This is a genomic window from Tessaracoccus luoxuelianae, assembly GCF_054483915.1.
In genome coordinates, this window is the sequence record NZ_CM137013.1 from 1,101,490 (window position 1) to 1,123,019 (window position 21,530).

At 67.3% G+C, this 21,530-nt stretch carries 22 protein-coding genes and 1 pseudogene; 10 read left to right on the forward strand and 13 right to left on the reverse strand.

Features of this window, described 5'->3' with window-relative positions:
• Positions 1-183: 183 nt before the first annotated feature.
• From ACX1D1_RS04650 to ACX1D1_RS04680, 7 genes are all read left to right on the forward strand, one after another.
• Entirely contained in the window at positions 184-1,017 is an 834-nt protein-coding gene (locus ACX1D1_RS04650; protein WP_459056133.1) for a site-specific integrase, read from the forward strand.
• A gap of 215 nt (positions 1,018-1,232) precedes the next feature.
• Positions 1,233-1,667: an OsmC family protein gene (locus ACX1D1_RS04655; RefSeq protein ID WP_459056134.1), complete on the forward strand. Its 435-nt coding sequence runs from the start codon at positions 1,233-1,235 to the stop codon at positions 1,665-1,667.
• A gap of 118 nt (positions 1,668-1,785) precedes the next feature.
• Entirely contained in the window at positions 1,786-3,330 is a 1,545-nt protein-coding gene (locus tag ACX1D1_RS04660) for an ABC transporter substrate-binding protein (RefSeq protein WP_459056135.1), read from the forward strand.
• Positions 3,331-3,373: 43 nt separating this feature from the next.
• A complete protein-coding gene (locus ACX1D1_RS04665) occupies positions 3,374-4,339 on the forward strand; it encodes an ABC transporter permease (protein WP_459056136.1) in 966 nt (321 codons plus the stop codon).
• Positions 4,340-4,404: 65 nt separating this feature from the next.
• Positions 4,405-5,211 (forward strand): ABC transporter permease, encoded by an 807-nt coding sequence (locus ACX1D1_RS04670; protein ID WP_459056137.1) that lies wholly within the window; start codon positions 4,405-4,407, stop codon positions 5,209-5,211.
• Positions 5,212-6,012 carry an ABC transporter ATP-binding protein gene (locus ACX1D1_RS04675; RefSeq protein WP_459056138.1) on the forward strand — a complete coding sequence of 267 codons (801 nt, stop codon included), beginning with the start codon at positions 5,212-5,214 and terminating at the stop codon, positions 6,010-6,012. It begins immediately after the preceding gene.
• Positions 6,009-6,800 carry an ABC transporter ATP-binding protein gene (locus tag ACX1D1_RS04680; protein WP_459056139.1) on the forward strand — a complete coding sequence of 264 codons (792 nt, stop codon included), beginning with the start codon at positions 6,009-6,011 and terminating at the stop codon, positions 6,798-6,800. Before ACX1D1_RS04675 ends, ACX1D1_RS04680 begins: the two co-directional genes overlap by 4 nt.
• Here ACX1D1_RS04680 and ACX1D1_RS04685 read toward each other — a convergent pair.
• From ACX1D1_RS04685 to ACX1D1_RS04740, 12 genes and pseudogenes are all read right to left on the reverse strand, one after another.
• A complete protein-coding gene (locus tag ACX1D1_RS04685) occupies positions 6,754-7,071 on the reverse strand; it encodes a hypothetical protein (protein ID WP_182799190.1) in 318 nt (105 codons plus the stop codon). The two genes, ACX1D1_RS04680 and ACX1D1_RS04685, sit on opposite strands and share 47 nt — an antisense overlap.
• 285 nt (positions 7,072-7,356) lie before the next feature.
• Positions 7,357-7,611 carry a hypothetical protein gene (locus tag ACX1D1_RS04690; RefSeq protein ID WP_182799189.1) on the reverse strand — a complete coding sequence of 85 codons (255 nt, stop codon included), beginning with the start codon at positions 7,609-7,611 and terminating at the stop codon, positions 7,357-7,359.
• A 93-nt stretch (positions 7,612-7,704) separates the two neighbouring features.
• Positions 7,705-7,986, reverse strand: a complete 282-nt coding sequence (locus ACX1D1_RS04695; protein WP_182799188.1) for a metal-sensitive transcriptional regulator — start codon at positions 7,984-7,986, stop codon at positions 7,705-7,707.
• A gap of 28 nt (positions 7,987-8,014) precedes the next feature.
• Positions 8,015-10,813: a heavy metal translocating P-type ATPase gene (locus ACX1D1_RS04700; RefSeq protein WP_459056538.1), complete on the reverse strand. Its 2,799-nt coding sequence runs from the start codon at positions 10,811-10,813 to the stop codon at positions 8,015-8,017.
• A 95-nt stretch (positions 10,814-10,908) separates the two neighbouring features.
• Positions 10,909-11,223, reverse strand: a complete 315-nt coding sequence (locus ACX1D1_RS04705; protein WP_459056140.1) for a hypothetical protein — start codon at positions 11,221-11,223, stop codon at positions 10,909-10,911.
• A gap of 86 nt (positions 11,224-11,309) precedes the next feature.
• Positions 11,310-12,266 (reverse strand): DMT family transporter, encoded by a 957-nt coding sequence (locus tag ACX1D1_RS04710; protein ID WP_459056141.1) that lies wholly within the window; start codon positions 12,264-12,266, stop codon positions 11,310-11,312.
• Positions 12,267-12,357: 91 nt separating this feature from the next.
• Positions 12,358-14,763, reverse strand: coding sequence for a heavy metal translocating P-type ATPase (locus ACX1D1_RS04715; protein ID WP_459056142.1), 2,406 nt, complete (start codon positions 14,761-14,763; stop codon positions 12,358-12,360).
• An 81-nt stretch (positions 14,764-14,844) separates the two neighbouring features.
• A complete protein-coding gene (locus ACX1D1_RS04720; RefSeq protein WP_459056143.1) occupies positions 14,845-15,900 on the reverse strand; it encodes a type II glyceraldehyde-3-phosphate dehydrogenase in 1,056 nt (351 codons plus the stop codon).
• A gap of 313 nt (positions 15,901-16,213) precedes the next feature.
• Entirely contained in the window at positions 16,214-16,489 is a 276-nt protein-coding gene (locus ACX1D1_RS04725; RefSeq protein WP_459056144.1) for a heavy-metal-associated domain-containing protein, read from the reverse strand.
• Positions 16,490-16,575: 86 nt separating this feature from the next.
• Complete coding sequence (locus ACX1D1_RS04730) at positions 16,576-17,511, reverse strand: hypothetical protein (protein WP_459056145.1); 936 nt, start codon at positions 17,509-17,511, stop codon at positions 16,576-16,578.
• A gap of 61 nt (positions 17,512-17,572) precedes the next feature.
• A pseudogene (locus ACX1D1_RS16835) lies at positions 17,573-18,121 on the reverse strand (ABC transporter permease); the annotation flags it as partial.
• Positions 18,118-18,789, reverse strand: coding sequence for an ATP-binding cassette domain-containing protein (locus ACX1D1_RS04740; RefSeq protein WP_459056539.1), 672 nt, complete (start codon positions 18,787-18,789; stop codon positions 18,118-18,120). The pseudogene ACX1D1_RS16835 and the gene ACX1D1_RS04740, both read right to left, overlap by 4 nt.
• Positions 18,790-19,175: 386 nt before the next feature.
• Here ACX1D1_RS04740 and ACX1D1_RS04745 point away from each other — a divergent pair, with 386 nt between their 5' ends.
• The 3 genes from ACX1D1_RS04745 to ACX1D1_RS04755 all read left to right on the forward strand — a co-directional run bounded on the left by ACX1D1_RS04745 (position 19,176) and on the right by ACX1D1_RS04755 (position 20,727).
• Positions 19,176-19,961 (forward strand): prolipoprotein diacylglyceryl transferase, encoded by a 786-nt coding sequence (locus ACX1D1_RS04745; protein WP_217652160.1) that lies wholly within the window; start codon positions 19,176-19,178, stop codon positions 19,959-19,961.
• A gap of 8 nt (positions 19,962-19,969) precedes the next feature.
• Positions 19,970-20,401, forward strand: a complete 432-nt coding sequence (locus tag ACX1D1_RS04750; RefSeq protein WP_175558271.1) for a hypothetical protein — start codon at positions 19,970-19,972, stop codon at positions 20,399-20,401.
• 146 nt (positions 20,402-20,547) lie between these two features.
• The gene (locus ACX1D1_RS04755) at positions 20,548-20,727 is read left to right on the forward strand and encodes a hypothetical protein (RefSeq protein ID WP_068752814.1); all 180 of its coding nucleotides are present in this window, start codon (positions 20,548-20,550) and stop codon (positions 20,725-20,727) included.
• 100 nt (positions 20,728-20,827) lie between these two features.
• Here the strand turns inward: ACX1D1_RS04755 and ACX1D1_RS04760 are convergent, their stop codons facing one another.
• Positions 20,828-21,481 (reverse strand): DUF305 domain-containing protein, encoded by a 654-nt coding sequence (locus tag ACX1D1_RS04760; protein WP_459056146.1) that lies wholly within the window; start codon positions 21,479-21,481, stop codon positions 20,828-20,830.
• Positions 21,482-21,530 lie beyond the last annotated feature (49 nt).

Here is a 21,530-nt window from a genome sequence, read left to right on the forward strand (position 1 = left end):
AGGCTACGCGGGTTGCGAGTCGTCTAGTTGAGCGCCGATCCTGGCATGAGAGCCGTGGCGGACTTGTCTGGGCCAGCCAGTTGTGACAGGAGGAGGTCTCGAGCCAGAGTGGACACTGGGAGCCCCGCGCTGCACGGCCAGCACCATGGAGACTGATATCATCAGATATCGACCGCGATAGAGGTGAGCCAGGCTTACGACCTACTTCGGGCGATCATGAACGCGGCAGTTGAGGCTGAGTTAATCGATGTGAACCCGGTGCGGGTGAAGGCAGCCACGCAGGCACAGGCCTCTCGTGAGCGCGACCTCGACCCGCTGCCCATCGAGGTGCTCTACGCAGTGGCGAACCAAATGCCGGAACATTGGCGCCTGGGTGTTCTGCTTGGGGGCGTTCTGGGGCTGCGCTCTGGCGAGATCCGAGCATTGCGGCGCGGTGACTTCAGCCTCTCCGGCGACCTTCCCACGGTGAAGGTCCACCAATCAGTGAAGGAGTCAGAGGGTACGGTCGAACTCGGCCCGCTGAAGACAGCCCGCAAGGGGATAGCCACACGCACCCTTCCGATACCAGCGGCACTCCTCGAAGACGTCAGGACGCACCTGCGTCGGCACGCCCAGTTGGGCAGGTCCGGGCTTCTGTTCTGGAGAAGCAAAGACGGCGACCTTGTGAAGTCCGTGGATTGGCTCCGAGCCTTCAAGAAGGCCTGCCATGCGGCGGCGGACCAGATGCAGGCCACCGCGGCCCTCGTCCACGCACGGACTGGCGAGCCAGAGTCGGATGAGTCGCAGCGGATCCGCGAGTTGCTGACCGGTCACGGTGGGTACGTCTTCCACGGCACAAGGGTGACCGGCCTCACTTGGGCCTATAGGTTGTCAGGAGGAAACCTCCGAGCGGTGCAGGCAATCGCTGGCCACACCTCACCCAAAATGGCTCTGCGATACCAGCGGGCCGAGATGGACTATTTGGCAGCCGTAGCGGCAAACGTGTCGACCATGATCGAGGGTCGGTCGGTCCAGTAGCTGGGTTCAACCGGCGCGAGTGAAGGACAAGCTGAGGGCAGTCCGCCTCCGGCCTTCCGAGTCAGCAGCAGCGCCTGTGGATCGGGCTGGACCAGAGGTGATGTTGATGGACGAGCCGTGCTCGCCCCGGACACGATCTCGACGGAGGATCTGATGAGGCCCCTTCAGGCCCTCTTGCCGGAAGACCTAGGCTGGGCGGGACGAAGGAGGACTGAATGATCGAAGAGACCCGTCGCCCCACCGCTGTGCAGGTGACGCGCTTGAGTCATCTGAGTTTCGAGGCCCGGAACGAGCGCGGGGGCTCTGTCCCGATCGGGAGCGGCGACAGCAGCGAGTTCACCCCGGTGGAGCTGTTGATGGCGGCGATCGCCGCCTGCGGCGCGATCGATGTGGATCTGATCACGCATCGTCGCTCCGAGCCGGACGTGTTCAATGTCGACGTCACGGCCTCGAGGGTGAAGGACTCCACCGGGAACCGGCTGGAGGACATCGAGGTGACTTTCAGCATCACCTTCCCGGAGGGCGAGGACGGGGATCGCGCACGCCTTCTCCTGAGGCGCGGTATCCAGCAGGCGCACGACCGGCTGTGCACGGTGTCGCGCACCATCGAGCTCGGCACCCCTGTCACAATGAAAGGCTCCGACGCCTGAGCGGCGCCTGTTGTCCGCCATCGGCGAAATGAACCGCCCACAAGGAATGATTCTGCCTCCGCGGGCGTTGGCCGTCGTGCGAGGCAAAGCTCGCGAGCCATACCGGAAGGACCTTTTGATGAATCACCCACGTCATATCGTGCGAGCCCTGGCAGGGATGTTGGCCGCCGGCCTCATGCTGACGGGGTGCGCCAGTCCTTCCGGTAACGAGACCGCCAGCGTCGGATCGTCGTCCGCGGGCAGCGCCCCGGCGGCGTTCGACGCGGAGGCGTCGATCGAGATCGGCTCCCTGTACGAGCCCAGCAACCTCAGCAACGTTGACGCGGGCGGTCAGGGCGTCACGGAGGCCTTCAATGGCAACGTGTACGAGTCGTTGATCAAGCTCAACGACGACGGCTCGCTGACCAACCTGTTGGCCGAGGACTACCAGGTCAGCGACGACGGTCTGACCTATACCTTCACCCTCCGCGACGGGGTCCCCTTCCATTCTGGGAAGGAGCTCACTTCAGCCGATGTGAGGGCCAGCTTCGAGCGCGTCACCTCGGAGGCGTCGCAGGCGGCGCGCAAGAGCAGCTACGCCGTCGTCGAGTCGGTGGCCACCCCGGACGACCAGACGGTCGAGTTCACGCTGAAGAACCGCTCCATCTCGTTTCCCTACCTCATGGCCTACGTCTGGATCGTGAACCCTGACCTCGCCGACGCCAAGGTCGAAGCCGACGGCACCGGCCCCTACGTGTTCGACGAGTGGCAACGCGGCAGCACGCTGAGCATCGTCCGCAACGACGACTACTGGGGCGAGCCGGCGAAGAACGCCCGCGCCACGTTCCACTACTTCACCGACGCGAGCGCGGAGTCGAACGCACTGCTGACCGGAGAGATCGATCTGGTCACCACCATCCAGAGCCCCGACGCCCTCACCCCGTTCGAGGGCAGCGACGACTTCCAGATCAGCGAGGGCACCTCCACCACCAAGGAACTCCTGGCGTTCAACGACCGCGTGGCCCCCTTCGACGACGCCCGCGTCCGTCGCGCCGTGTACTCCGCCGTCGACCGCGAAAAGCTGCTGGAGTCCATCTGGGCGGGCCGCGGCCAGCTCATCGGATCCATGGTGCCCCCCACGGACCCGTGGTACGAGGACCTGACCTCCCTCAACCCGTACGACCCGGAGCTGTCCAAGCAACTACTCGACGAGGCGGGCCTGGCCGACGGGTTCACGTTCACGCTGCAGACGCCCAACTACGACCCGCACCCGGCAGTGGCCGAGTTCCTCAAGTCCGAGCTCGCGAAGGTGGGCATCACCGTCGACATCAAGGTGATCACCGCCGACGAGTGGTACTCCGTGGTGTTCAAGGAGCGTGCGTTCGAGGCCACCCTTCAGGAGCACGTCAACGACCGCGACGTGGTCTGGTACGGCAACCCGGACTTCTACTGGGGCTACGACAACGCCGACGTGCAACGTCTCGTGGGCGAGGCCGAACAGGCCGCCACCCCCGAGGAGCAGACCGCCAAGCTCAAGGAAGCCAACACCATCATCGCCACCGAGGCGGCCAGCAACTGGCTCTACCTCTATCCGCAGATCGTGGTGGCGAGCAGCGAGGTGTCCGGGTTCCCGGTCAACGGCCTGAACTCGCAGTTCTACGTGTACAACATCACCAAGGGCTGAGTAGTTCTGAGCCTCACAGCACAGGAGGGCGGTGTGCCGGACCATGGGTAGTTACCTGGCCCGGCGCGCCGCCTTCCTGCTGATGTCGTTCGTTTTGGCGATGCTGCTGATCTTCGTCCTGCTGCGGCTCCTGCCCGGCGACCCCGCCAACGCCCTTCTGTCGGTCGACGCCACCCCGGAGCAGGTCGAGGCCGCGCAACAGCAGGTGGGCTCCAACCTTCCCGTCTACGAACAGCTGGTGCGGTGGGTCGGAGACGTGATGCGACTCGACCTGGGCAACTCGTTCATCTCCGGCGCCCCGGTGCTGCCCGACATCGTGTCCCGGCTGGAGGTGACTCTGCCGCTGACTCTGATCTCCTTCGTCATCTCTGTGCTCCTCGCCAGCGGGATCGGGTACGTCGCGGCGGCTCGGTCTCACACGCGGCTCGGGGTCGCCGTGACGGCTGTGGCGCAGCTCGGCATCGCGGTGCCCGTCTTCTGGATCGGGATCCTGCTGGTGTGGCTGTTCGCGTTGGAGCTTCAGCTGTTCCCCTCCGGGGGGTTCCCGCGGGAGGGCTGGGCTGACCCGCTCGCGGCGCTTCGTTCCCTGTTCCTCCCCGCCACCACCATCGTGATCGTCATGACTGCCTCGCTGGTGCGCTATGTCCGGTCGGCGACGCTTGACGTCTTGGAGAGTGACTATCTTCGCAATGCGCAGGCGTTGGGCAGCGGCTTCGGGGAGGCGTTCCTTCGCCACGGCGTCCGCAACGCCTCGGTGCCCGTCATCTCGATCCTGGGGATCGAGCTCGCGTCCACCCTGCTGGGGGCCGTCGTGGTGGAGAGCGTGTTCACGCTGCCAGGGTTGGGGAGCATGCTGACCAAGGCCATCGCCCAGCACGACTACCCCAGCATCCAGGGGATCCTCCTGGTGACCACGTTCTTCGTGCTGATCGTCGGTTTCGCCGCCGACGTGGTGCAGCGCCTCGTCGACCCGCGCCTGCGCTCCAGCCTCTCCGGGGCGCACGCGTGAGCGCCGGGATCGAGATCAGCAGCGCTCCGGAGCCGATCGCCCCGGCCCCTGCTCGACGGCGAGGTATGCCGGTGAGTCTTGTGCTCGGGCTGGTCCTGTTGCTGGCGGTGGGGATCGTCGGGCTGGTGTCGGTGTTCTGGTTGCCCTACGACCTCGCCGACACCACCGGCGGACGGCTCGAGCCCCCCGGACCGGATCACTGGTTGGGCACCGACAAGCTCGGCCGCGACACCGCCAGCTTCGTCATGGTCGGCACCAGGATCGCGCTGACGGTCGGTCTCAGCAGCATGGCGATCGCGATGGCCCTCGGCGTCATCGTCGGCCTGCTCGCAGCGTTCGCCACCGGATGGGTTGACGACGTGCAGTCCTCTCTCCTGGACGTGGTGATCGCCTTCCCCACCCTGCTGCTCGCGATGCTGATCGGCGCCATGCAGGGCGCCAGCCTGGCCTCGGCCGTGATCTCGATCGGATTGGCAGCCTCCGCGGTGGTGGCGCGACTCACCCGCATCCTGGCCAAAGGGCTGCTGCGCCGGCAGTTCGTCACCGCTGCCCGCACCTCGGGCACCAGCTGGCCACGCATCGTGGTCATCCACCTGCTGCCCAACATGTGGCCGACGCTCGTGGTGACCGCCGCGCTCATCTTCGGCACCGCAGTCCTCGCCGAAGCGAGCCTCTCATACCTCGGACTCGGGGTCCCGCCGCCGAACTCGTCGCTGGGCCGTCTGCTCCAGGGCGCGCAGAGCACCGTCCTGACCGCCCCGTGGGGCGCCGTCGCCCCAGGCGTGGTCATCATGGTGATCGTGCTGGGGGCGAACTCCCTGGCCGACGGCCTCCGCGAACGCTTCGATCCGACCCGACGGGAGCGCAGATAGATGAGCATCGAGGTTGAGGATCTCAGCATCACGGTTGCGGGATCCGGCAAGCGCGTCGTCGACGACATCTCGTTCAGCCTCGACCCAGGCGAACGGGTCGGGATCATCGGCGAGTCAGGCTCCGGGAAGTCGGTCACCACCTTGGCGCTGCTCGGCCTGTTGCCCCGGTCACTGACGGCCTCAGGATCCATTCGCGTCGACGGCACCCAGATCGTCGGCGCCTCCCAGAAGCAGCTGCTAGGGATCCGGGGACGCAGGATGGCGAAGATCTTCCAGGACCCCTCAACCGCGCTCGATCCCCTCACCCGAGTCGGCGAACTCATCGCCGAGCCCCTCCGTCGCCACCAAGGGCTCCGCGGCCATGATCTGAAAGCCGCAGTTGAGAAGTCGTTGCAGGAGGTGTCGCTTCCTGCCAGCGAGCGGGTGTCGCGGGCGTTCCCCCACGAAATCTCTGGCGGGCAGCGGCAGCGCGTCGCCATCGCGATGGCTCTGGCCTGCCGACCGGCGGTCCTCATCGCCGATGAACCGACCACCGCCCTCGACGTCACCGTCCAGGCGGAGATCCTCGACCTCATCCGACGACTCAGTGCCGATCACGGGATGGGCCTGGTGTTCGTCTCCCACGACATCGCCGTCGTCTCACACACCGTCACCCGCGCCCTGGTCATGCAGGGAGGCGAGATCGTTGAACGTGGACCGATCGATCAGATCGTCCACACCCCGACGGATCCTTACACGCGCCGGCTCGTCGCCAGCGCCCGCGCACTCGACGAGGCACTGGCCACGGGGAGCATCTCGTGACCGAGTCACCGCTTCTGGCATTCGAGTCCGTCGGTTTCACCTACCATGGCGCCACCGACCCCGCCCTGAACCGGGTTTCTCTCTCGCTGGCTCGCGGCGAAAGCCTGGGGATCGTCGGCGAGTCGGGTTCTGGCAAGTCCACCGCGCTGAAACTGCTGCTCGCGCTCCACCAGCCCACGGTTGGCCGCGTCCTTTTCGACGGGGCGGAGTTGAACCTGCGGGACCGCCGCCAGGTGCGTGAGCTGCGCCAAACGGTTCAGCCCGTGTTCCAGGACCCCTACGCCTCACTGGACCCGAGGATGCGCGTCGACAGGATCGTCGCCGAGCCGTTGGTGTCGCTGGGCATCGGCGGATCGTCGGCCGATCGGCGTGCCCGAGTGGCGGCCGCGATCGAGGAGGTGGGCCTGGACGTCGACTCCCTCGCCCGTTATCCCCACGAGTTCTCCGGAGGCCAACGGCAACGGATCGCCATCGCCCGGGCCCTGGTCACGGACCCAGCCGTCCTGGTGGCCGACGAGCCGGTCAGCGCCCTGGACGTCACCACCCGCATCGAGGTGATCGACTTGCTGGCCCGACTCCGCCGCGAGCGACAGTTGAGCATCGTGATGGTCTCGCACGACATGAGCGTGGTCGCGGCGCTGTGCGACACCACACTGGTCCTCAAAGACGGCACGGTCATCGAGACGGGAGAGACGATGTCGATCCTGAATGACCCACACGAGGCGTACACGCGACAACTGATCAGCGCGATCCCTCGACTCCCGGCCTCCCCTGCTTCTGGCCGATGATGAGGGGGGCCTTGCCGAGCGGGGTGCGGGCAGGTTCCTGAACCGGGGTGATTTCGAAGTGGATATCGTCGCTGACTTCTGCGGATGTGAGTGCGGCTCTGAGTCTGCGGGTGATCTGGTCGAGGTCCACCTGTTGGTCAGGGTCGACGATTCGTACCGTGATCCCCTCGGTGGTTTGTTGGACCTGCCAGCCGTGGATGGCTAGCGGTTCGAGGGCGTCGTGGAACCGGCCAGGCTGAATCAGCTCCGGTTCTCCGGTTCGGCTGTGCATGCGGAGGGTCGCTTCGGTGCGGCCGGCGACTGTCCAGGCACCGGAACGGCAGTCCACACGCGCAGGGTTCGGTGGCCAGCCGGATCGAGTCGGTCAATTCGTAGCGGATCAGTGGGAGGGTGCGGCTGAAGAGGACGGTGGCCAGGAGGCGGTCGGCCCCGTGGCGCCGTGGTACCAGACGGATGGATGCCGTGGGGAGCGGCGCTTCTGGTCACTGGTACCCCCTTGCCTTGGGCGTTCGCTTGGTTTGTGTGGTGGGGTCGGAGCCTTCGCCGCGGCCAAGGTTCAGTGGCGGTGCCCGCCGCCTGGGCGGCCGTGCATGAGCAGCATCATGCCTGCGCAGAGGAGGCCGCCGATCAGCGCGCCTCCGCCGCCTCCGCTGAACAGGGACCACAGGCCGAACCCGATCAACGGTAGGCACATCAGGAGCATGTGCCACATGTGGCCACCATGGCCTTGGTGCTGCTGGGCGGGTCCGGTGGCCGCGGGTGGGGCGTCGGGGCCGGTGTCGGTGGGGCGGTGGTGGCTGTGGAGGCTCATGAGCCGGTTCCTCTCGTTCGGGTGCTGCTTCCACTGTGCGGGGGCCGGATTCAGATCCGATCCGCGGCCGGTCAACCTCTGATCAAGAACGGTTCAGCTGCGGACGAGGCGGGCGATGGCTGTGGAGGCCTCGGCGACCTTGGCGTCGCGGTAGGCGGGATCTGCTGACTGGATGGCCTGGGTGAGGCAGTGCTGGAGGTGGTTGCCGACCAGGTCCAGGGCGACTGAGCGCAGCGAGCCGGTGACTGCTGAGGTCTGGGTGAGGATCTCGATGCAGTTGGCGTCCTGGTCGACCATGCGGGCGATGCCACGGATGTGGCCTTCGATCACCGCGAGTTGGCCGATGAGTTCCTGACGCTGTGGGTTGCTGGTCATGTGTCCTGGACCTGGTCTGGTTCGGCGCCTAGTGGTGGTGGTGCGGGGCGGGGGTGTGGGTGGGCTCGTGGGGGTGCTCGGCCGGGGCGTGGGGGTGTCCGTAGCGGGCGGGGTCGGCGTCGAAGGCTTCGGCGCAGTGGGTGGAGCAGAAGTAGATCGTGGTCTCGCCGATGGTGCGGGTGGCGGCCGCGGTGGCGGGCTTGACCTTCATGCCGCAGACGGGATCGATCTGGGCGGTGGCGGTGGTCTTCTTGCCGAACATGGGGGTGTCCTTTCCGGTGGTGTGGTGCTGGGTGGTGGGGGTTTCGCCGCCGATTTCGACGACGGGGGTGACGGGGGTGACGGGGGTGGGGGTCTGGTCGATGGGGTGTGGTGCCCAGCGGCGGAGCCGGTTGGCGTTGGTGACCACCGACAGTGAGGACAGCGCCATGGCCGCGGCGGCGACCATGGGGCTGAGCAGGATCCCGAAGAACGGGTAGAGCAAACCTGCGGCGATGGGGATGCCGAGGGTGTTGTACAGGAACGCGAACACCAGGTTCTGTTTGATGTTGCGCATAGTGGCCCGCGACAGGTCAACGGCGGTGACCACCCCTGACAGGGCGCCGGAGATCAGGGTGATGTCGGAGGATTCGATGGCTACGTCGGTGCCGGTGCCGATCGCGGAGCCGACGTCTGCCTGCGCGAGGGCGGGGGCGTCGTTGATGCCGTCGCCGACCATTCCGACGATTTTGCCTTCGTCTTGGAGGCGTCGGACTTCGGCGGCCTTGTGGGCGGGCATCACTTCGGCGACCACGCGACGGATCCCGACCTGGGAGGCGATCGCGGCGGCGGTTGCCCGGTTGTCGCCGGTCATCATGATGACTTCGATGCCGCGTGCCTGGAGGGCTGCGACGGCGGCCGGGGAGCCGTCCTTGATGGTGTCGGCCACGGCCACGATCCCGGCCGGGAGCCCGTCGACGGCCACCAGCATCGGCGTCTTTCCCCCTGCTGCGAGCGCGTCATGCAGCGCCAGCAACGTGTCGGGGTCAATGCCGGACTCGTCGAGGAGCCGCCGGTTGCCGACCAGGACGTCGTGGCCGTCGACGTGGCCGCGGACGCCTTGCCCGGTGACCGAGTCGAAGTCAGTGACCTCGCCCAGGGTGAGACCGCGGTCGGTGGCGCCGGTGACGATCGCCGCCGCCAGGGGGTGCTCGGAGCTGTTCTCGATAGCGGCGACCCAGCCGAGAAGCTGGTTCTCATCGAACGCTGCCACGGTGGCGACGTCGGTGAGGGTCGGCACACCCTTGGTGATGGTGCCGGTCTTGTCGAGGATGATCGCGTCAAGCTTGTGCGCGGTTTCCAGCGCTTCAGCGGAGCGGATCAGGATGCCGTGTTCGGCTCCCTTGCCGGTGCCCACGGTGATCGACATCGGGGTCGCGAGCCCCAAAGCACAGGGGCAGGCGATGATCAGGACCGAGACGGCGGCGACGAGCGCAAACACGAACACCGGCGGGGGACCCACCAGCAGCCAGATCGCCAGCGTCCACACCGCGATGATGATCACGACCGGGACGAAGTAGCTCGAGACCTTGTCCACCAGCCGTTGGATGGGGGCCTTCGAGCCCTGGGCCTCACGGACCAGTTTGATGATCTGGGCGAGCAAGGTATCGGAGCCGACCTTGGTGGCTACATAGCGCAGTGCCCCGGTGGCGTTGATGGTTGCGCCGATGATGGTGTCACCGACCGTCTTGGCCGCAGGGATCGACTCCCCGGTCACCATCGACTCGTCGACCGCGGAGGATCCGTGAATCACCTCACCGTCAACGGGCATCTTCTCCCCGGGGCGGATCACGATCACATCCCCGACCACGACGTCCTCGACCGGGATCTCCAGCTCCACATCTTCGCGTAGGACGCGGGCGGTGCGGGGCTGCAGGCCGATCAGTTTGCGGATGGCCTCACCGGTGCCGGCCTTGGCTTTGGTTTCCAGGAGCCGGCCGAGCAGGATCAACGTGATGATCACACCGACGGCTTCGAAGTACACCTGCCGCAGCTCCTCAGGCAGGAGGCCGGGGGCGAAGGTGACCACCAGGCTGTAACCGAACGCCGCGACGGTGCCGAGCGTGATCAGCGAGTTCATGTCTGCGGTGCGGTGCGACAGGGCACGCCACCCCACGCGGTGGATCGGCCAGCCCGACCACAGCATCACCGGCGCAATCAGCGCCAGCTGCAACCAGGGACTCATCAAGATCTCAGGCACCCAGGTGGCGCCGAACAGCTCGACGGCCATCACCGCGATCAGCGCCGGGGCGGTGAGGATAGCGCCGATGATCACCCGGCGGGTCAGGTCCCTGATCTCCGCAGCCCGCTCCGCCTCATCGTCATCGGCGCCGGTGGACAGACCGGCCACTGCCGGGGAGGCGGCCACCTGCGCGTGGTGATGATCCGATGCTGTGGTGGGGGTGGGTGCGGTGTGGGGGTCGCCGGTGACGCGGATCAGACCGGAGACCATGTTCATGCCGCATGCGAAGCGGAACTCGCCGGCCTCAGTCGGGGTGAACTCGACGGCCGTGGTCCGGTACGCGGGAAGGCTCGCGTTGACCTTGAAGTCCGGCATCACCACCCGCGAGGTGCACTCGCCACCCTCTCGGCGGTCGAACATGATCCGCACCGGCATCCCGGGACGCACCCCCTCGATCACGCCGGGGTTGTAGCCCCCGTCGACGGTCACATCGACCACCTGAACACCGTCCTCGATGCGGACCCTCCCGGCCCGTTTCGGGCCGAAGAAGAACCACAACAGCAGCCCGGTCAGGACCACCGCCCCACCTATGACCAGCCAGAGCATCACAATCTCCACTTCTTCTCGACTCCCACCCATTACCCTGGGGGGGTATAACTCGAGGGTAGACCCGGTGAGGTTCGGAAACGACCCCGATGGGGTCAGGCTTCGGTCAAGATTTCCCGGCCGTCGTCCACAGGGACTGTGGTGAGGGCATGTCGGTGGCGGGACCCGGGTCGGGGGCGGCGCCGGCGTCGGGTCAGTTCGAACCCGGAGCGGTCGAGGGTGGCTCGGACCTGCGAGCTGGTTACTGCACCGGCCGGCGCCAGCGTCAACAGCGACTCGCCGTGCGGCTCCAGATCCATCCCGACGGTATGCACCCCGGGCAAGGCCCGGACCGCGTCCACAGCGCTGATCATGCAGCGCCAGCAGCTGAGCCCGCGCACCCCGTAGGTGGCCTGTGTCATCGTCGCCACGTCGAATCACCCTCTCTTCCTGGTCGGTTTCGCGTGTCCATGTTCGATGGTGCCCCCCGCGATGTCGGGAACCGGTCTGGGTGGGGTCAAGATCCCGACAAGACCCGGCCAGGTGGTCGGATCTTCACTGCACCCTGTCCGGGTCCTACTCGTTGCTCAGGTGACCGGCCGTGTGGCTCACCAGTCGGCGGGGCCGACAGCCGTCGGGTGCGTGGGGGCCCGGCGGGTGGTCGAAGAGCGATCCACATGGCCGCCAGCACAGCGAGGAGCCCGACGGCGGTCCATCCGCCCGGTCGCTCGCCCAGTGCGACGGAGGCCAACGCGATACCAAGGACCGGAGTCAGGAACGTCCACGCCGTCAACGTGTCGAGCCGGCTGCGGCGCGCCTCGGCGAACCACGCCACGGTCGTCGCTGCGGTACCAACCAGGGCCAGGAACGCCAGCGAGAGGGTGAAGCGGGGACTCCATAGGATCACCGGCGAGCCCTCCACGGCCGCGGCGAGCATCATCAGTCCAGCCGCGCCAATCAGCAGGTGCCACGCGGTGGCCGTGACCAGATCCAGCCCGGTCAGCCGCCGGGAGAGCAGGGTGCCGGCGGTCACGGCGGCGGCTGACAGGAGCGACAATGCCGCCCCGCTGCCCCCGCCACCGGGCAGCGCAACGGCGACCAGCCCGGCGAAGCCGACGACCAGGGCGGCCGAAGTCCGGGGGGAGAGCCTCTCGCCGTAGAAATACCAGGCGGGGAGGAGGATCAGCAGGGGCTGGGCGTTGGCCAGCACCGCGGCGGTCCCGGTCGCGCCGCCGGCGACCCCGCCGAACATCGCGGCGAATGCCACTGTGACGTTGACCAGGCCTAGGACCGTGATGAGTCCCCAGGCGCGCCAGCCACGGGGGACAGGGCGGTGCAAGGCGGCGCCGAGGGCCAACAGGGCCGCCCCGGCGATGAGGGCCCGCAGCGCGGCGAACCACAGGAGGGGGGCGTCGCGGAGCCCCCACTCGATCGCCACGAAGCACGCCCCCCAGGCCGCTGTGATCCACAGCATCCGCAACGCCTTCGGCCGCCGGGTTTCTTCGGTCCCCGCTCCCGTCGCCGAAGCGGTGAGGCCAACAGGGTCGTCCACGCCCACCCCCCGGTCAGCGGATGCCGGACGGCACTGGAGCGGTGGGCTCCGGCTCCCGGGCCTGGCCTTGCGGCGCGGCCGGGGCCTGCTGCGCGGGCAGCCTGAGCTGTTTGAGCAGGAGGGCATTGACGGTGACGATGACCGTGGAGCCCGACATCGAGAGGGCGGCGATCTCTGGGCGCAGCATCAGGCCGAAAGCGGGGTAAAACACCCCGGCGGCGATCGGCAGCGCGATGACGTTGTAGCCGATGGCCCAGGCCAGGTTCTGACGCTCCTTGCGTACGGTTCCCTTGCCGATGCGCAGTGCGACGGAGACGTCCAAAGGATCGGAGCGCATCAGGACGATGTCCGCGGTCTCGATGGCCACGTCCGTCCCGGCACCAATCGCGATACCGATGTCGGCCTGGGCCAACGCAGGCGCGTCGTTGACGCCATCACCCACCATCGCGACCGTCTTTCCGGACTGCTGCAACTCGGCGATCTTGTTCGCCTTGTCCCCGGGCAGAACCTCGGCGATGACGGTGTCGATGCCGAGCTGGTCAGCGATACGTAGAGCGGTGGCCTCGTTGTCGCCGGTCAGCATGACGACCTCGATCCCGGACTCGTGCAGGGCGGCGACAGCGGCAGCAGCAGTGTCCCGCGCGGCGTCGGCCAATGCGATGACACCAACCGCGCGCCCATCCACCGCGGCGAGCACTGCCGTGCGCCCCGATGCGGCCAACTCGTCACGGCTCACGGCCAGGTCGCCGAGGTCGACGTTCTCCCGGACCATCAGGCGGAGGTTTCCCACCAGGACACGTCGGCCGTCGACGGTGGCGGTTGCGCCGTGGCCCGGGACGTTGAGGAACTCGCTCACGGAGAGCACGGGCACGCCGCGCTCGGCGGCTCGGCGGTCGATGGCGCGGGCCAGGGGGTGTTCAGACTCGCGTTCGACGGCAGCGACCAAGGCCAGCATCTCATCCTCGCCCATCCCCGCCGCGAGAACGTCGGTGACCTCAGGCTCCCCCTTGGTCAGGGTGCCCGTCTTGTCCATCACCACCGTGTCGATCCTCGCCATCCCCTCGAGGGCGGTGGCGTTCTTGAACAACACTCCCCGCTTGGCGCCCATCCCGGTACCGACCATGATCGCAGTTGGGGTCGCCAGACCGAGGGCGTCGGGGCATGTGATGACCACGACGGTGATGGCGAAGAGCATCGCCTGTGCCACGCCGACGCCGGCGAGCATCCATACCGCGAAGGTGACGGTGCCGCCGATGAGGGCGACGAACACCAGCCAGAACGCGGCCCGGTCGGCCAGGCGCTGGCCCGGGGCCTTGGAGTTCTGGGCCTCCTGAACCATCTTGACGATCTGCGCCAACGCGGTGTCCGCGCCGACTCTCGCGGCGCGGACACGCAAGGTGCCGGTGGTGTTGATCGAGGCACCGATCACGTCCGCGCCGGGCGCCTTCTCCACCGGCATGGACTCTCCCGTCACCATCGACTCGTCGACTTCGGACTCCCCCTCCTCCACCACCGCATCGACTGGGATCTTCGCCCCCGGCCGTACCAGTAGCAGGTCACCGGTGACGACTTCGGAGGTCGGGACCTCCACGGGCTGACCGTCCCGGAGCACGACTGCCTGGGAGGGCGCGAGTTCGAGCAGCGTCCGCACAGCGTCGGTCGCGCCGCCACGAGCCCGCATCTCCAGCCAGTGCCCGAGCAGGACGAAGGTGGTCAGGACCGTGGCGGCTTCGTAGAAGACCTCACCCCCGCCGGTGAACGTGACCACCAGGCTGTACAACCAGCCCGCCCCGACCCCGACCGCCACCAGGACCATCATGTCCAGCGTTCTCGCGCGGAGCGCCCGGAAGGCGCCGTCGAAGAAGATCCACGCCGAGTAGAACACCACCGGAAGGGACAAGATCAGCGAGAAGACGTCGTCGCGCAGCCCGAAGGGTGCCGGCACGGTGAACCCCAGGACCTCTCGCCCGATCGGCGACCAGAACAAGATGACCACCGACAGGACCGCGGCGACCAGGAGCCGGTTGCGCATGTCGCGCACCATGTCCACCATCGACCCACCATGCCCGCCGTGGCCCATCACCGCCTGCGCGGATCCGCCAGCCTCATCCCCACCCCCGTGGCCGGTGTGCCGTTCGTGGCCGATGTGGGGGTCGGTCGAGACCGGTTCCGCCATGGTGTGGCAGATGTGGCTAGGTACCGACTGCCCGGTGCAGTGGTAGCCGCAGTCGTTGACCCAGCCGACCAGTTGGGCGACCGAGGTCTGGTTCGGGTCGTAGGTGACCGTCGCGGTCTGGGAGACAGCGCTGGCCTCGACGGCCAGCACGCCGGGTACCCCTAGTAACGTCTTCTCGATCACTGATTCCGAGGTGGCCCAGTGCAGGCCACCAGCCTCCAGGACCGTGGTTTGACTCTTCATGATCGGGTCTTCCTTTCCGGCCGCTTGGCCGACAGGTCGTGCGCCGACGGGCTCGGCGGATGCCTGCCCGTCCGTCGGGTCTCAGGCCGTCGTCGCCCGGAACGGGGCGGGAAGGAACTCCCGGCGCATCCCCAGGGCCTCGTCCGTCATTTTGATCGAGGTGGAGCCGTCGGTCACGGTGCCGGCAAGTGCGCGTATGGCATCGATGGTCTCGGGGACGACGATGGCCTCGTTGTAGACCTGATAGGTGAGGTAGGCTTCGTCTCCCTCGACGGTCAGGACGTCTTCCCACAGGGCGACCTCCCACATGTCCCCCCGCGGCCGGCCCAGGTCGCGCATAAGTTCGACCGTTGTGTTCAGGGCAGTGAGACCGTCGGCCATCCGGATGAATGCAATCCGGGGTGCGGCCCGCAGCGCCTCTAGGACCTCCTCGCGGCTGGCCGGTCGGTTCAGCTGCAGGGTCCAGTAGTGGTTGTGTGTCTGGGTGTGGGCGGCCTTCGCCGCCATGGTCACCACATCCAGGTTGGGCAGGACTGTACGGGCGTCGGGGCCCTGGTGGGACGGGATGGATCCCTCGGGGACCATGGTGTTCATGATGCCGCCATGGTGAGACTCGCCCGGGTCGGTGGCCCGGCGGATGAGCACCCCGCGGGCGCGGGCGAGGAGGTCGGCGTCCTGCAACGCGCCGAGGACGCGCACGATGCTGGTGGTGTTGCAGGACACTACCCGGGTGGAGTCCCGGCCGAGCGCGGTGGCGTAGTTGGCCTGGGCGACAAAGGAATGCCCGGTGGTGGCGTGGGACTCCCCACCCTGGAATACGGCCTTGACTTGGGCGGCCCGGTAGGCCTGCAGGTTGGTGGCGGCGACCTTCTTCGGGGTGGTATCCACGACCACGTCCACTTGGTCGAGCAGATCAGGCAGTGTCCCAGCCAGGGGCACCCCGGCCGACTGCATCGCGGTGCGCGCGTCGTGGGTGGCCGCGAACACATCTATGCCGAGCCCGGCTGCAGTCCGTGCGTGCCAGTCCGTGGCGATGTCCGCCACCCCGACGAGGTCCATGTCCGGCATTGCCCGGACGGCGTCCGCGACCCGCTTGCCGATCACTCCGTAGCCGTTGACGGCAACCTTGATATTCATAACAGCCTCCAGTGCTTGTTTTCTGTCGTGTGTTCTCTGAATCTTGGGTCGTGGTCGATGGGTTCGGCCGGTGAGGGTCAGGCGGCGCGCTATCGGCAACTCCTTGGCTGCCGATGATGGTGACCAGCTCACTACGGTGGTGGACGAGAAGGCCCCACCGCCCCACCTATGACCAGCCAGAGCATCACAATCTCCACTTCTTCTCGACTCCCACCCCATTACCCTGGGGGGGTATATGTCGAGGGTAGACCCGGGAGGGTTCGGAAACGACCACGAGGGGGTCAGGCTTCGGTCAAGATTTCCGGGCCACCGCTCACAGAGGCGGCGTGGAGCGGTGTCGGACCCCGGGGCGGGGGCGGCGCAGGCGTCGGGTCGGTTCGAATCCGGAGCGGTCGAGGGTGGCTCGGACCTGGTCGCAGGTCACGGCTCCGGCCGGGGCCAGGGTCAGCAGCGACTCGCCGTGCGGCTCCAGATCCAGGGCGACGGTGTGCACCCCGGGTAGGGCGCGGACTGCGTCGACGGCGCTGATCATGCAGCGCCAGCAGCTGAGTCCGCGCACCCCGTAGGTGGTCTGTGTCATCGTCGTCACGTCGAATCACCCTCTCTTCTCTGGTCGGTTTCGCGTGTCCAGGTCGATGGTGCCCCGGGCTGTGTCCGGGACTGGTCTGGGTGTGGTCAAGTTCTAGGCAAGACCGGGGTCGGGCCGCGCGTGCTTCCTATGGGCACCGGTTTTGTGGTGCTTGTGCGGGTGCTGAACATGACCACGACGACTGAAGTGAGCCCGAGGATCCAGACCGCGGCGATGAGGAGGCCCCCCGTTTCGTCGAAGGTGTCGGTGAGGCCGGTGTCGATGAGGACGCGGTAGGGCCCGTAGCCCGGGAGGAACGCTGCGGCGCCGGGTGGTTCCAGCCGCAGCATCGGGCTCTGCGTGATACCGAGATCCAGGAAGGGGATGACGAATGCGATCAGTACTCCCGTGACGCGTCCAAGGAGGAATCCGAGGCACATCCCCAGCAGTGCGTAGACGGCTCCGATCAGTAAGGTGCCGGCGATGAATCCCGCCCATTGACGGGCCGTGAACACCATGGCCGTGATTGTCAGGGATGCGGCCGCTGCGACGAGGACCGCGGCTGCGACCTCCTTGATGCGGCCGACCAGCAGTGCGGATCGGCGCATCCCGGCCTGGACCAGGCGGCGATCCCCATCACGGTTGTTGAGGGCGATGAACAGCCCAGCCACGGCGGCCAGCGAGGCCACCGCGATCGGCGCCATGGTTCCGGCGTGCGTGTCGGGCAGCCAGAACCGCATGTCGACCTCCTGCCCGCCGTCGATCACCCGCATCACGGAGAACCGCTCTTCGGTGATCAGTTTCGACAGCCAGATGAAGATCACCGGCACCGTTACGAGGAGGACCCAGAGGGCTGGGTTGCGTCGGTACTGTCGCATCCCCATCCGGAAGCTCTTCCCGACTTGCCCCGCCCAGCCCGGTCGATGCGAGCCGTCCGGGTGCCGAGCGTTGCGTGTCGCGCGCGTCAGGAGCAGTCCGCTCGACAGGAGGGCTCCGCCGACCCACACCAGTGCGATGGCGAGGTCGCCGAGGTTTCCCCCCATGGCCCAAGGGCAGGTCCACCATCCACAGTGTGACGAAGTGGGTGGGCATCCAGCGGGTGATCTGCACCCGGTCGGGCGAGGTGAGCGCCGGTCCGAAGAACACGTCGAGGATCCAGACGAGCAGGATCACCACCGTGCCGTTGACCTGGTCCGTGACGACCGATCCGACCGCGGCGCCGATCCCGACGTAGATGACGGCGAACATCATCGTCCCGGCCGCGACGCGGAGCGGCTCGTCCACTGCGGTGCGCAGGAACAGCGTCGCCAGGGCCGCTGTGGAGGCCAGTGCAGCGATCAGCAGGCCGGTCGACATTCTGGCGACAACGAGGGCTGGGGCGGGGAGGCCCGCCAGGACCAGACGACGGTCCGCCGATCTCGCCTGGCCAACCTGGAAGAACATCGCCAGCGCCGCCAGGAACGCGGCGGCCCAGCCGGTGGTCGCGGTCTCGACTGCCCGGCCAGTGCCGCCCAGCAGTTTCGCGGCATCGGCCATCGGTTCCGCGGCCACCCACACGAACACGACCGGGATCAGAATCAGGACCACCAGGTTCACCGGGTTGCGGCCGTAGTCCAGGAGGAATCGGCGGGTCAGCACCCCGACCGCGGTCATTTCGGGGTCGCCTTCCCGTCACGCAGTTCGATGATGCGGTCGAACCGCGCCTCGTCGGCGATGAAATGACTGATCACCAGCACTGCCCGCCCGGATGAGCGCCCGCGCGCGACGAGCTCCCAGAACCGAAGATAGGTGTCCCAATCGAACCCGGCATAGGGCTCGTCCAGCAGCAGGACCGCCGGGTCCGGTAGCAGAGCCAGGGCAAGATTCAGTTTCGCGAGGGTGCCCCCGGAGAGCCGGTCCGCCCGCTCGTGCGCGTATCGCCCAAAGTCAAGTTCCTCGTACAAGGTTCCCTGCGCCCGGAGCCGCTCATCCCGGCTCATCCCGTAGGCCACCGCGAATAGCTCGAAATGTTCATCGCACGTCAGGCGCTCGAACACCACCGGACGCTGCGGACAGTACCCCAAGGCCCCCTGCAGCTCCACGGCGCCGGCGTCGGCTGCCAACCCCCCGACCAGGATCTGCATCAGCGTCGATTTGCCCGATCCGTTCTCCCCGACCAGCCCGACGACCTCGCCGCGGCTCAGCGACAGTGACACACCGTCGAGCACATGGTTGCGCCGCACGAACGGCCACAGCCCCTGACGATAGGTCTTGGAGATCGCGGTCCCCGCGAGGACCACGTCCGCTCGAACGCCATCAGAAGAGGCGCCGCTTGAACCCATGTCGATCACCGCCTTCGAATCCCATGTGACTTTCACGCACCCGCCAGTGGGCTTCGCCAGACCGCCACAAGGGCCCATTCCTCAACGACCCGAGCCGTGGTGTGTCGGGTGACCCGTGGCGGCGCCACGACACCCCCAAGGGGTATGTCATCAGGGTAGGCACGCTCTAGTGCGGAGATCACCGTCAGGGGGTCAGGCTTCGGTCAAGTTTCCGGGCCTTACGGCCGCGACACCTCGTCCGGGCTGGGGACGGGGATCTTGACCAAACCTTGTCCGGGTCCTGCTCGTTGCTTGACGTGACCGGTTCAGACTGGGCACTGAGGCCGCGCGGTCACGTCGTGCGCCTGGAACTTCTTTGACGATGGGAGTGGGCTGTGTGGCCTGAGGTGTTCTCGATATTTGGTGTAGGGATCCAGTCCTATGGGCTGAGTAAGGCGCTGGCGCTGCTGGTCGGCGCGTATCTGCTGGGTCGAGCGTTCACGCGGATCGGCTACGACAAGGACTTGGCGCACTCGATCGCGTTGTGGGCGACAGTGTGGGGATTCGTCGGCGCCAAGGTGTACTACCTGATCGCGAACTGGGACAACCTCAGTTGGCACCTGTTCGGCGGCTCGGGGTTCGTCTGGTACGGCGGCCTGATCGCGGGGGCGATCGCGGTGATCGTGATGACCCGACGCCACGACCTCCCCCTTGGACGGGTGGCGGGCGCGATGGCGGCCCCGCTCTCGGTGGCCTACGGCATCGGCCGGATCGGCTGCTTCCTCGCCGGTGACGGCACGTACGGCACACCCACCGACCTGCCCTGGGGGATGGCGTTCCCCAACGGGGTGGTGCCGGTGAACGTGCCGGTGCATCCCGTCCAGCTGTATGAGGCCGCCGGCGCCTTCCTGATCGCCGGCATCCTGTGGGCGCTGGGTCGCAGGCTGCGACCGCTGGCCGTGTTCGGGTCCTACCTGCTGCTCAGCGGCGCGGCACGCCTGCTCGCCGAGGTCGTCCGGATCAACCCGCACGTCCTGTTGGGCCTCACCGAGGCGCAGCTGATCGGCATCGTCAGTATCATTCTGGGCGTCGCCCTGATCCTGCGAGACGCCTTCCACCCCGCAGTTGCGCCCTCAGATGCTCCTGTCGGCTCCGAATCGGCCGTCCTTAGCTCTCACCCGGTCGGGAGGTGAGCGGCGCCATGGACACGATCACCGAGCCGGCCACAGCCGTGAGGGGTGGTCGCGGGTTCTGGGGTGCGCTGTGGGCCGGGACCAGGGCCACCGTCGGCGCCCTGATGGGACTGGCGCCGCACGTGATGCATCACATCGGCTTCCTGGCCGGGGCCGCGTTCCTGACCGGGTTCCTCGGCAACTCGCTCCTCTATGTGGTCGGGTTGCTGCTGAGCATCCCGCTGCTGCGACGGCTGCGTCGCCGATTCGGCACCCGGAAGGCCCCCGCGATCGGGGTCGCGGTGTTCACCGCCCTGTTCGCCCTGTCCGCGTTCGTGATCGGGCCACTGTTCAACCCCGCCACCCCCAACCAACCAGACACGCCGTCACCGGCGGCCTCCGCCAGCGCGTCCGGCACCGAGGACCACGAGGGGCACCACAGCGCCTCGCCCACCCCATGATCAACACCACAATGAAATGAAAGGAAACCAAGCACATGTGCAATCACGAGCATGGACACCAGCACGGGAACCAGCAGGAGGCAGGCTGCTGCGGCGGTCACGCCGGCGGCGGTCAGGGTGGGGGCCATCACTGTCAACATGACGTGGTGGCGGGCCCAGGCGACGAGCTGGTCACCTGCACGGTCCGCGGGACCAGCACGCTGAAGTCCACCGCGGAGGCGGCGGGACTGTTCCGCGACGTCGAAGGCCAGCGGTTCTACTTCTGCTGCCGACGTTGCCAGGACCTCTTCGACGCCGAGCATCTCGCCAGCAACCCAGCCGCCTAACCCCGCCAGGTACGGCGTTCGCCAACCAGGACAACCGACGAAGCGCCCGCCCAGCCACAACGGCTGGACGGGCGCCTCATCGCTTGCACGCCTGGGTTGGTCAGAGGCTGGTGAGCATCTCCTGCATCTCGGTGATCTCAGTCTGCTGGTCGGCGATGATCTTCTCCGCCAACATGAGAGCATCCGGGTTCTGCCCCTCGGCCAACTGCTGCTCGGACATCCCGATCGCACCCTCGTGGTGGGCGATCATGGCCTCGAGGAACGCCTGATCAAAGTCGGCGCCGGACATGCCGTCGAGTTGGGTCATCATCTCCTCCTGGCTCATTCCGTTCATGTCCATGCCGCCCATGTCCATGCCGCCATGCCCACCGGGGGAGACGTCTTCACCCCAGGCGCTGAGCCAGGCGGTCATCTCCTCGATCTCGGGGCCTTGTGCCTCGGCGATGCGCTCCGCGAGGGCCACGACCTCGGGTGTTTCGGCGCGTTCGATCGCCAGCTGGGACATTTCGATGGCGCCCTCGTGATGGATGATCATCATCTGCGCGAACGTGGTGTCCTGGTCGTTGTGGTCGGCGGCCACCTCAGATGAGGCGCTCGCCGACGCCGACTCGGACTCAGTGGCCGTGGCGGAGGTGCTGCCTGTCGGGGAGGTGGTCGCCGTCGGGGGAGTGGCGCCCTGGTCCGCGCAGGCCGCCAGGGTGGCCGTCAGGACCAGCCCCGCCAAAGTGGCAGTGATCCGCTTAGTGCGTGTCATGAAAGATGCTCCATTCCTGGCCGACGGGGGCCGCCGGTCCTAACGTCGA

Excerpts from the sequence above, each read along its gene's own strand:
- ACX1D1_RS04675 (WP_459056138.1), top strand. The coding sequence starts at position 5,212 with ATGAGCATCGAGGTTGAGGATCTCAGCATCACGGTTGCGGGATCCGGC.
- ACX1D1_RS04665 (WP_459056136.1), top strand. The coding sequence starts at position 3,374 with ATGGGTAGTTACCTGGCCCGGCGCGCCGCCTTCCTGCTGATGTCGTTC.
- ACX1D1_RS04655 (WP_459056134.1), top strand. The coding sequence starts at position 1,233 with ATGATCGAAGAGACCCGTCGCCCCACCGCTGTGCAGGTGACGCGCTTG.
- ACX1D1_RS04690 (WP_182799189.1), bottom strand. The coding sequence starts at position 7,611 with ATGAGCCTCCACAGCCACCACCGCCCCACCGACACCGGCCCCGACGCC.
- ACX1D1_RS04740 (WP_459056539.1), bottom strand. The coding sequence starts at position 18,789 with ATGGGTTCAAGCGGCGCCTCTTCTGATGGCGTTCGAGCGGACGTGGTC.
- ACX1D1_RS04700 (WP_459056538.1), bottom strand. The coding sequence starts at position 10,813 with ATGCTCTGGCTGGTCATAGGTGGGGCGGTGGTCCTGACCGGGCTGCTG.
- ACX1D1_RS04685 (WP_182799190.1), bottom strand. The coding sequence starts at position 7,071 with ATGCACAGCCGAACCGGAGAACCGGAGCTGATTCAGCCTGGCCGGTTC.
- ACX1D1_RS04760 (WP_459056146.1), bottom strand. The coding sequence starts at position 21,481 with ATGACACGCACTAAGCGGATCACTGCCACTTTGGCGGGGCTGGTCCTG.
- ACX1D1_RS04715 (WP_459056142.1), bottom strand. The coding sequence starts at position 14,763 with ATGAAGAGTCAAACCACGGTCCTGGAGGCTGGTGGCCTGCACTGGGCC.
- ACX1D1_RS04660 (WP_459056135.1), top strand. The coding sequence starts at position 1,786 with ATGAATCACCCACGTCATATCGTGCGAGCCCTGGCAGGGATGTTGGCC.
- ACX1D1_RS04695 (WP_182799188.1), bottom strand. The coding sequence starts at position 7,986 with ATGACCAGCAACCCACAGCGTCAGGAACTCATCGGCCAACTCGCGGTG.
- ACX1D1_RS04720 (WP_459056143.1), bottom strand. The coding sequence starts at position 15,900 with ATGAATATCAAGGTTGCCGTCAACGGCTACGGAGTGATCGGCAAGCGG.
- ACX1D1_RS04730 (WP_459056145.1), bottom strand. The coding sequence starts at position 17,511 with ATGGGGGGAAACCTCGGCGACCTCGCCATCGCACTGGTGTGGGTCGGC.
- ACX1D1_RS04750 (WP_175558271.1), top strand. The coding sequence starts at position 19,970 with ATGGACACGATCACCGAGCCGGCCACAGCCGTGAGGGGTGGTCGCGGG.
- ACX1D1_RS04710 (WP_459056141.1), bottom strand. The coding sequence starts at position 12,266 with ATGCTGTGGATCACAGCGGCCTGGGGGGCGTGCTTCGTGGCGATCGAG.
- ACX1D1_RS04670 (WP_459056137.1), top strand. The coding sequence starts at position 4,405 with ATGCCGGTGAGTCTTGTGCTCGGGCTGGTCCTGTTGCTGGCGGTGGGG.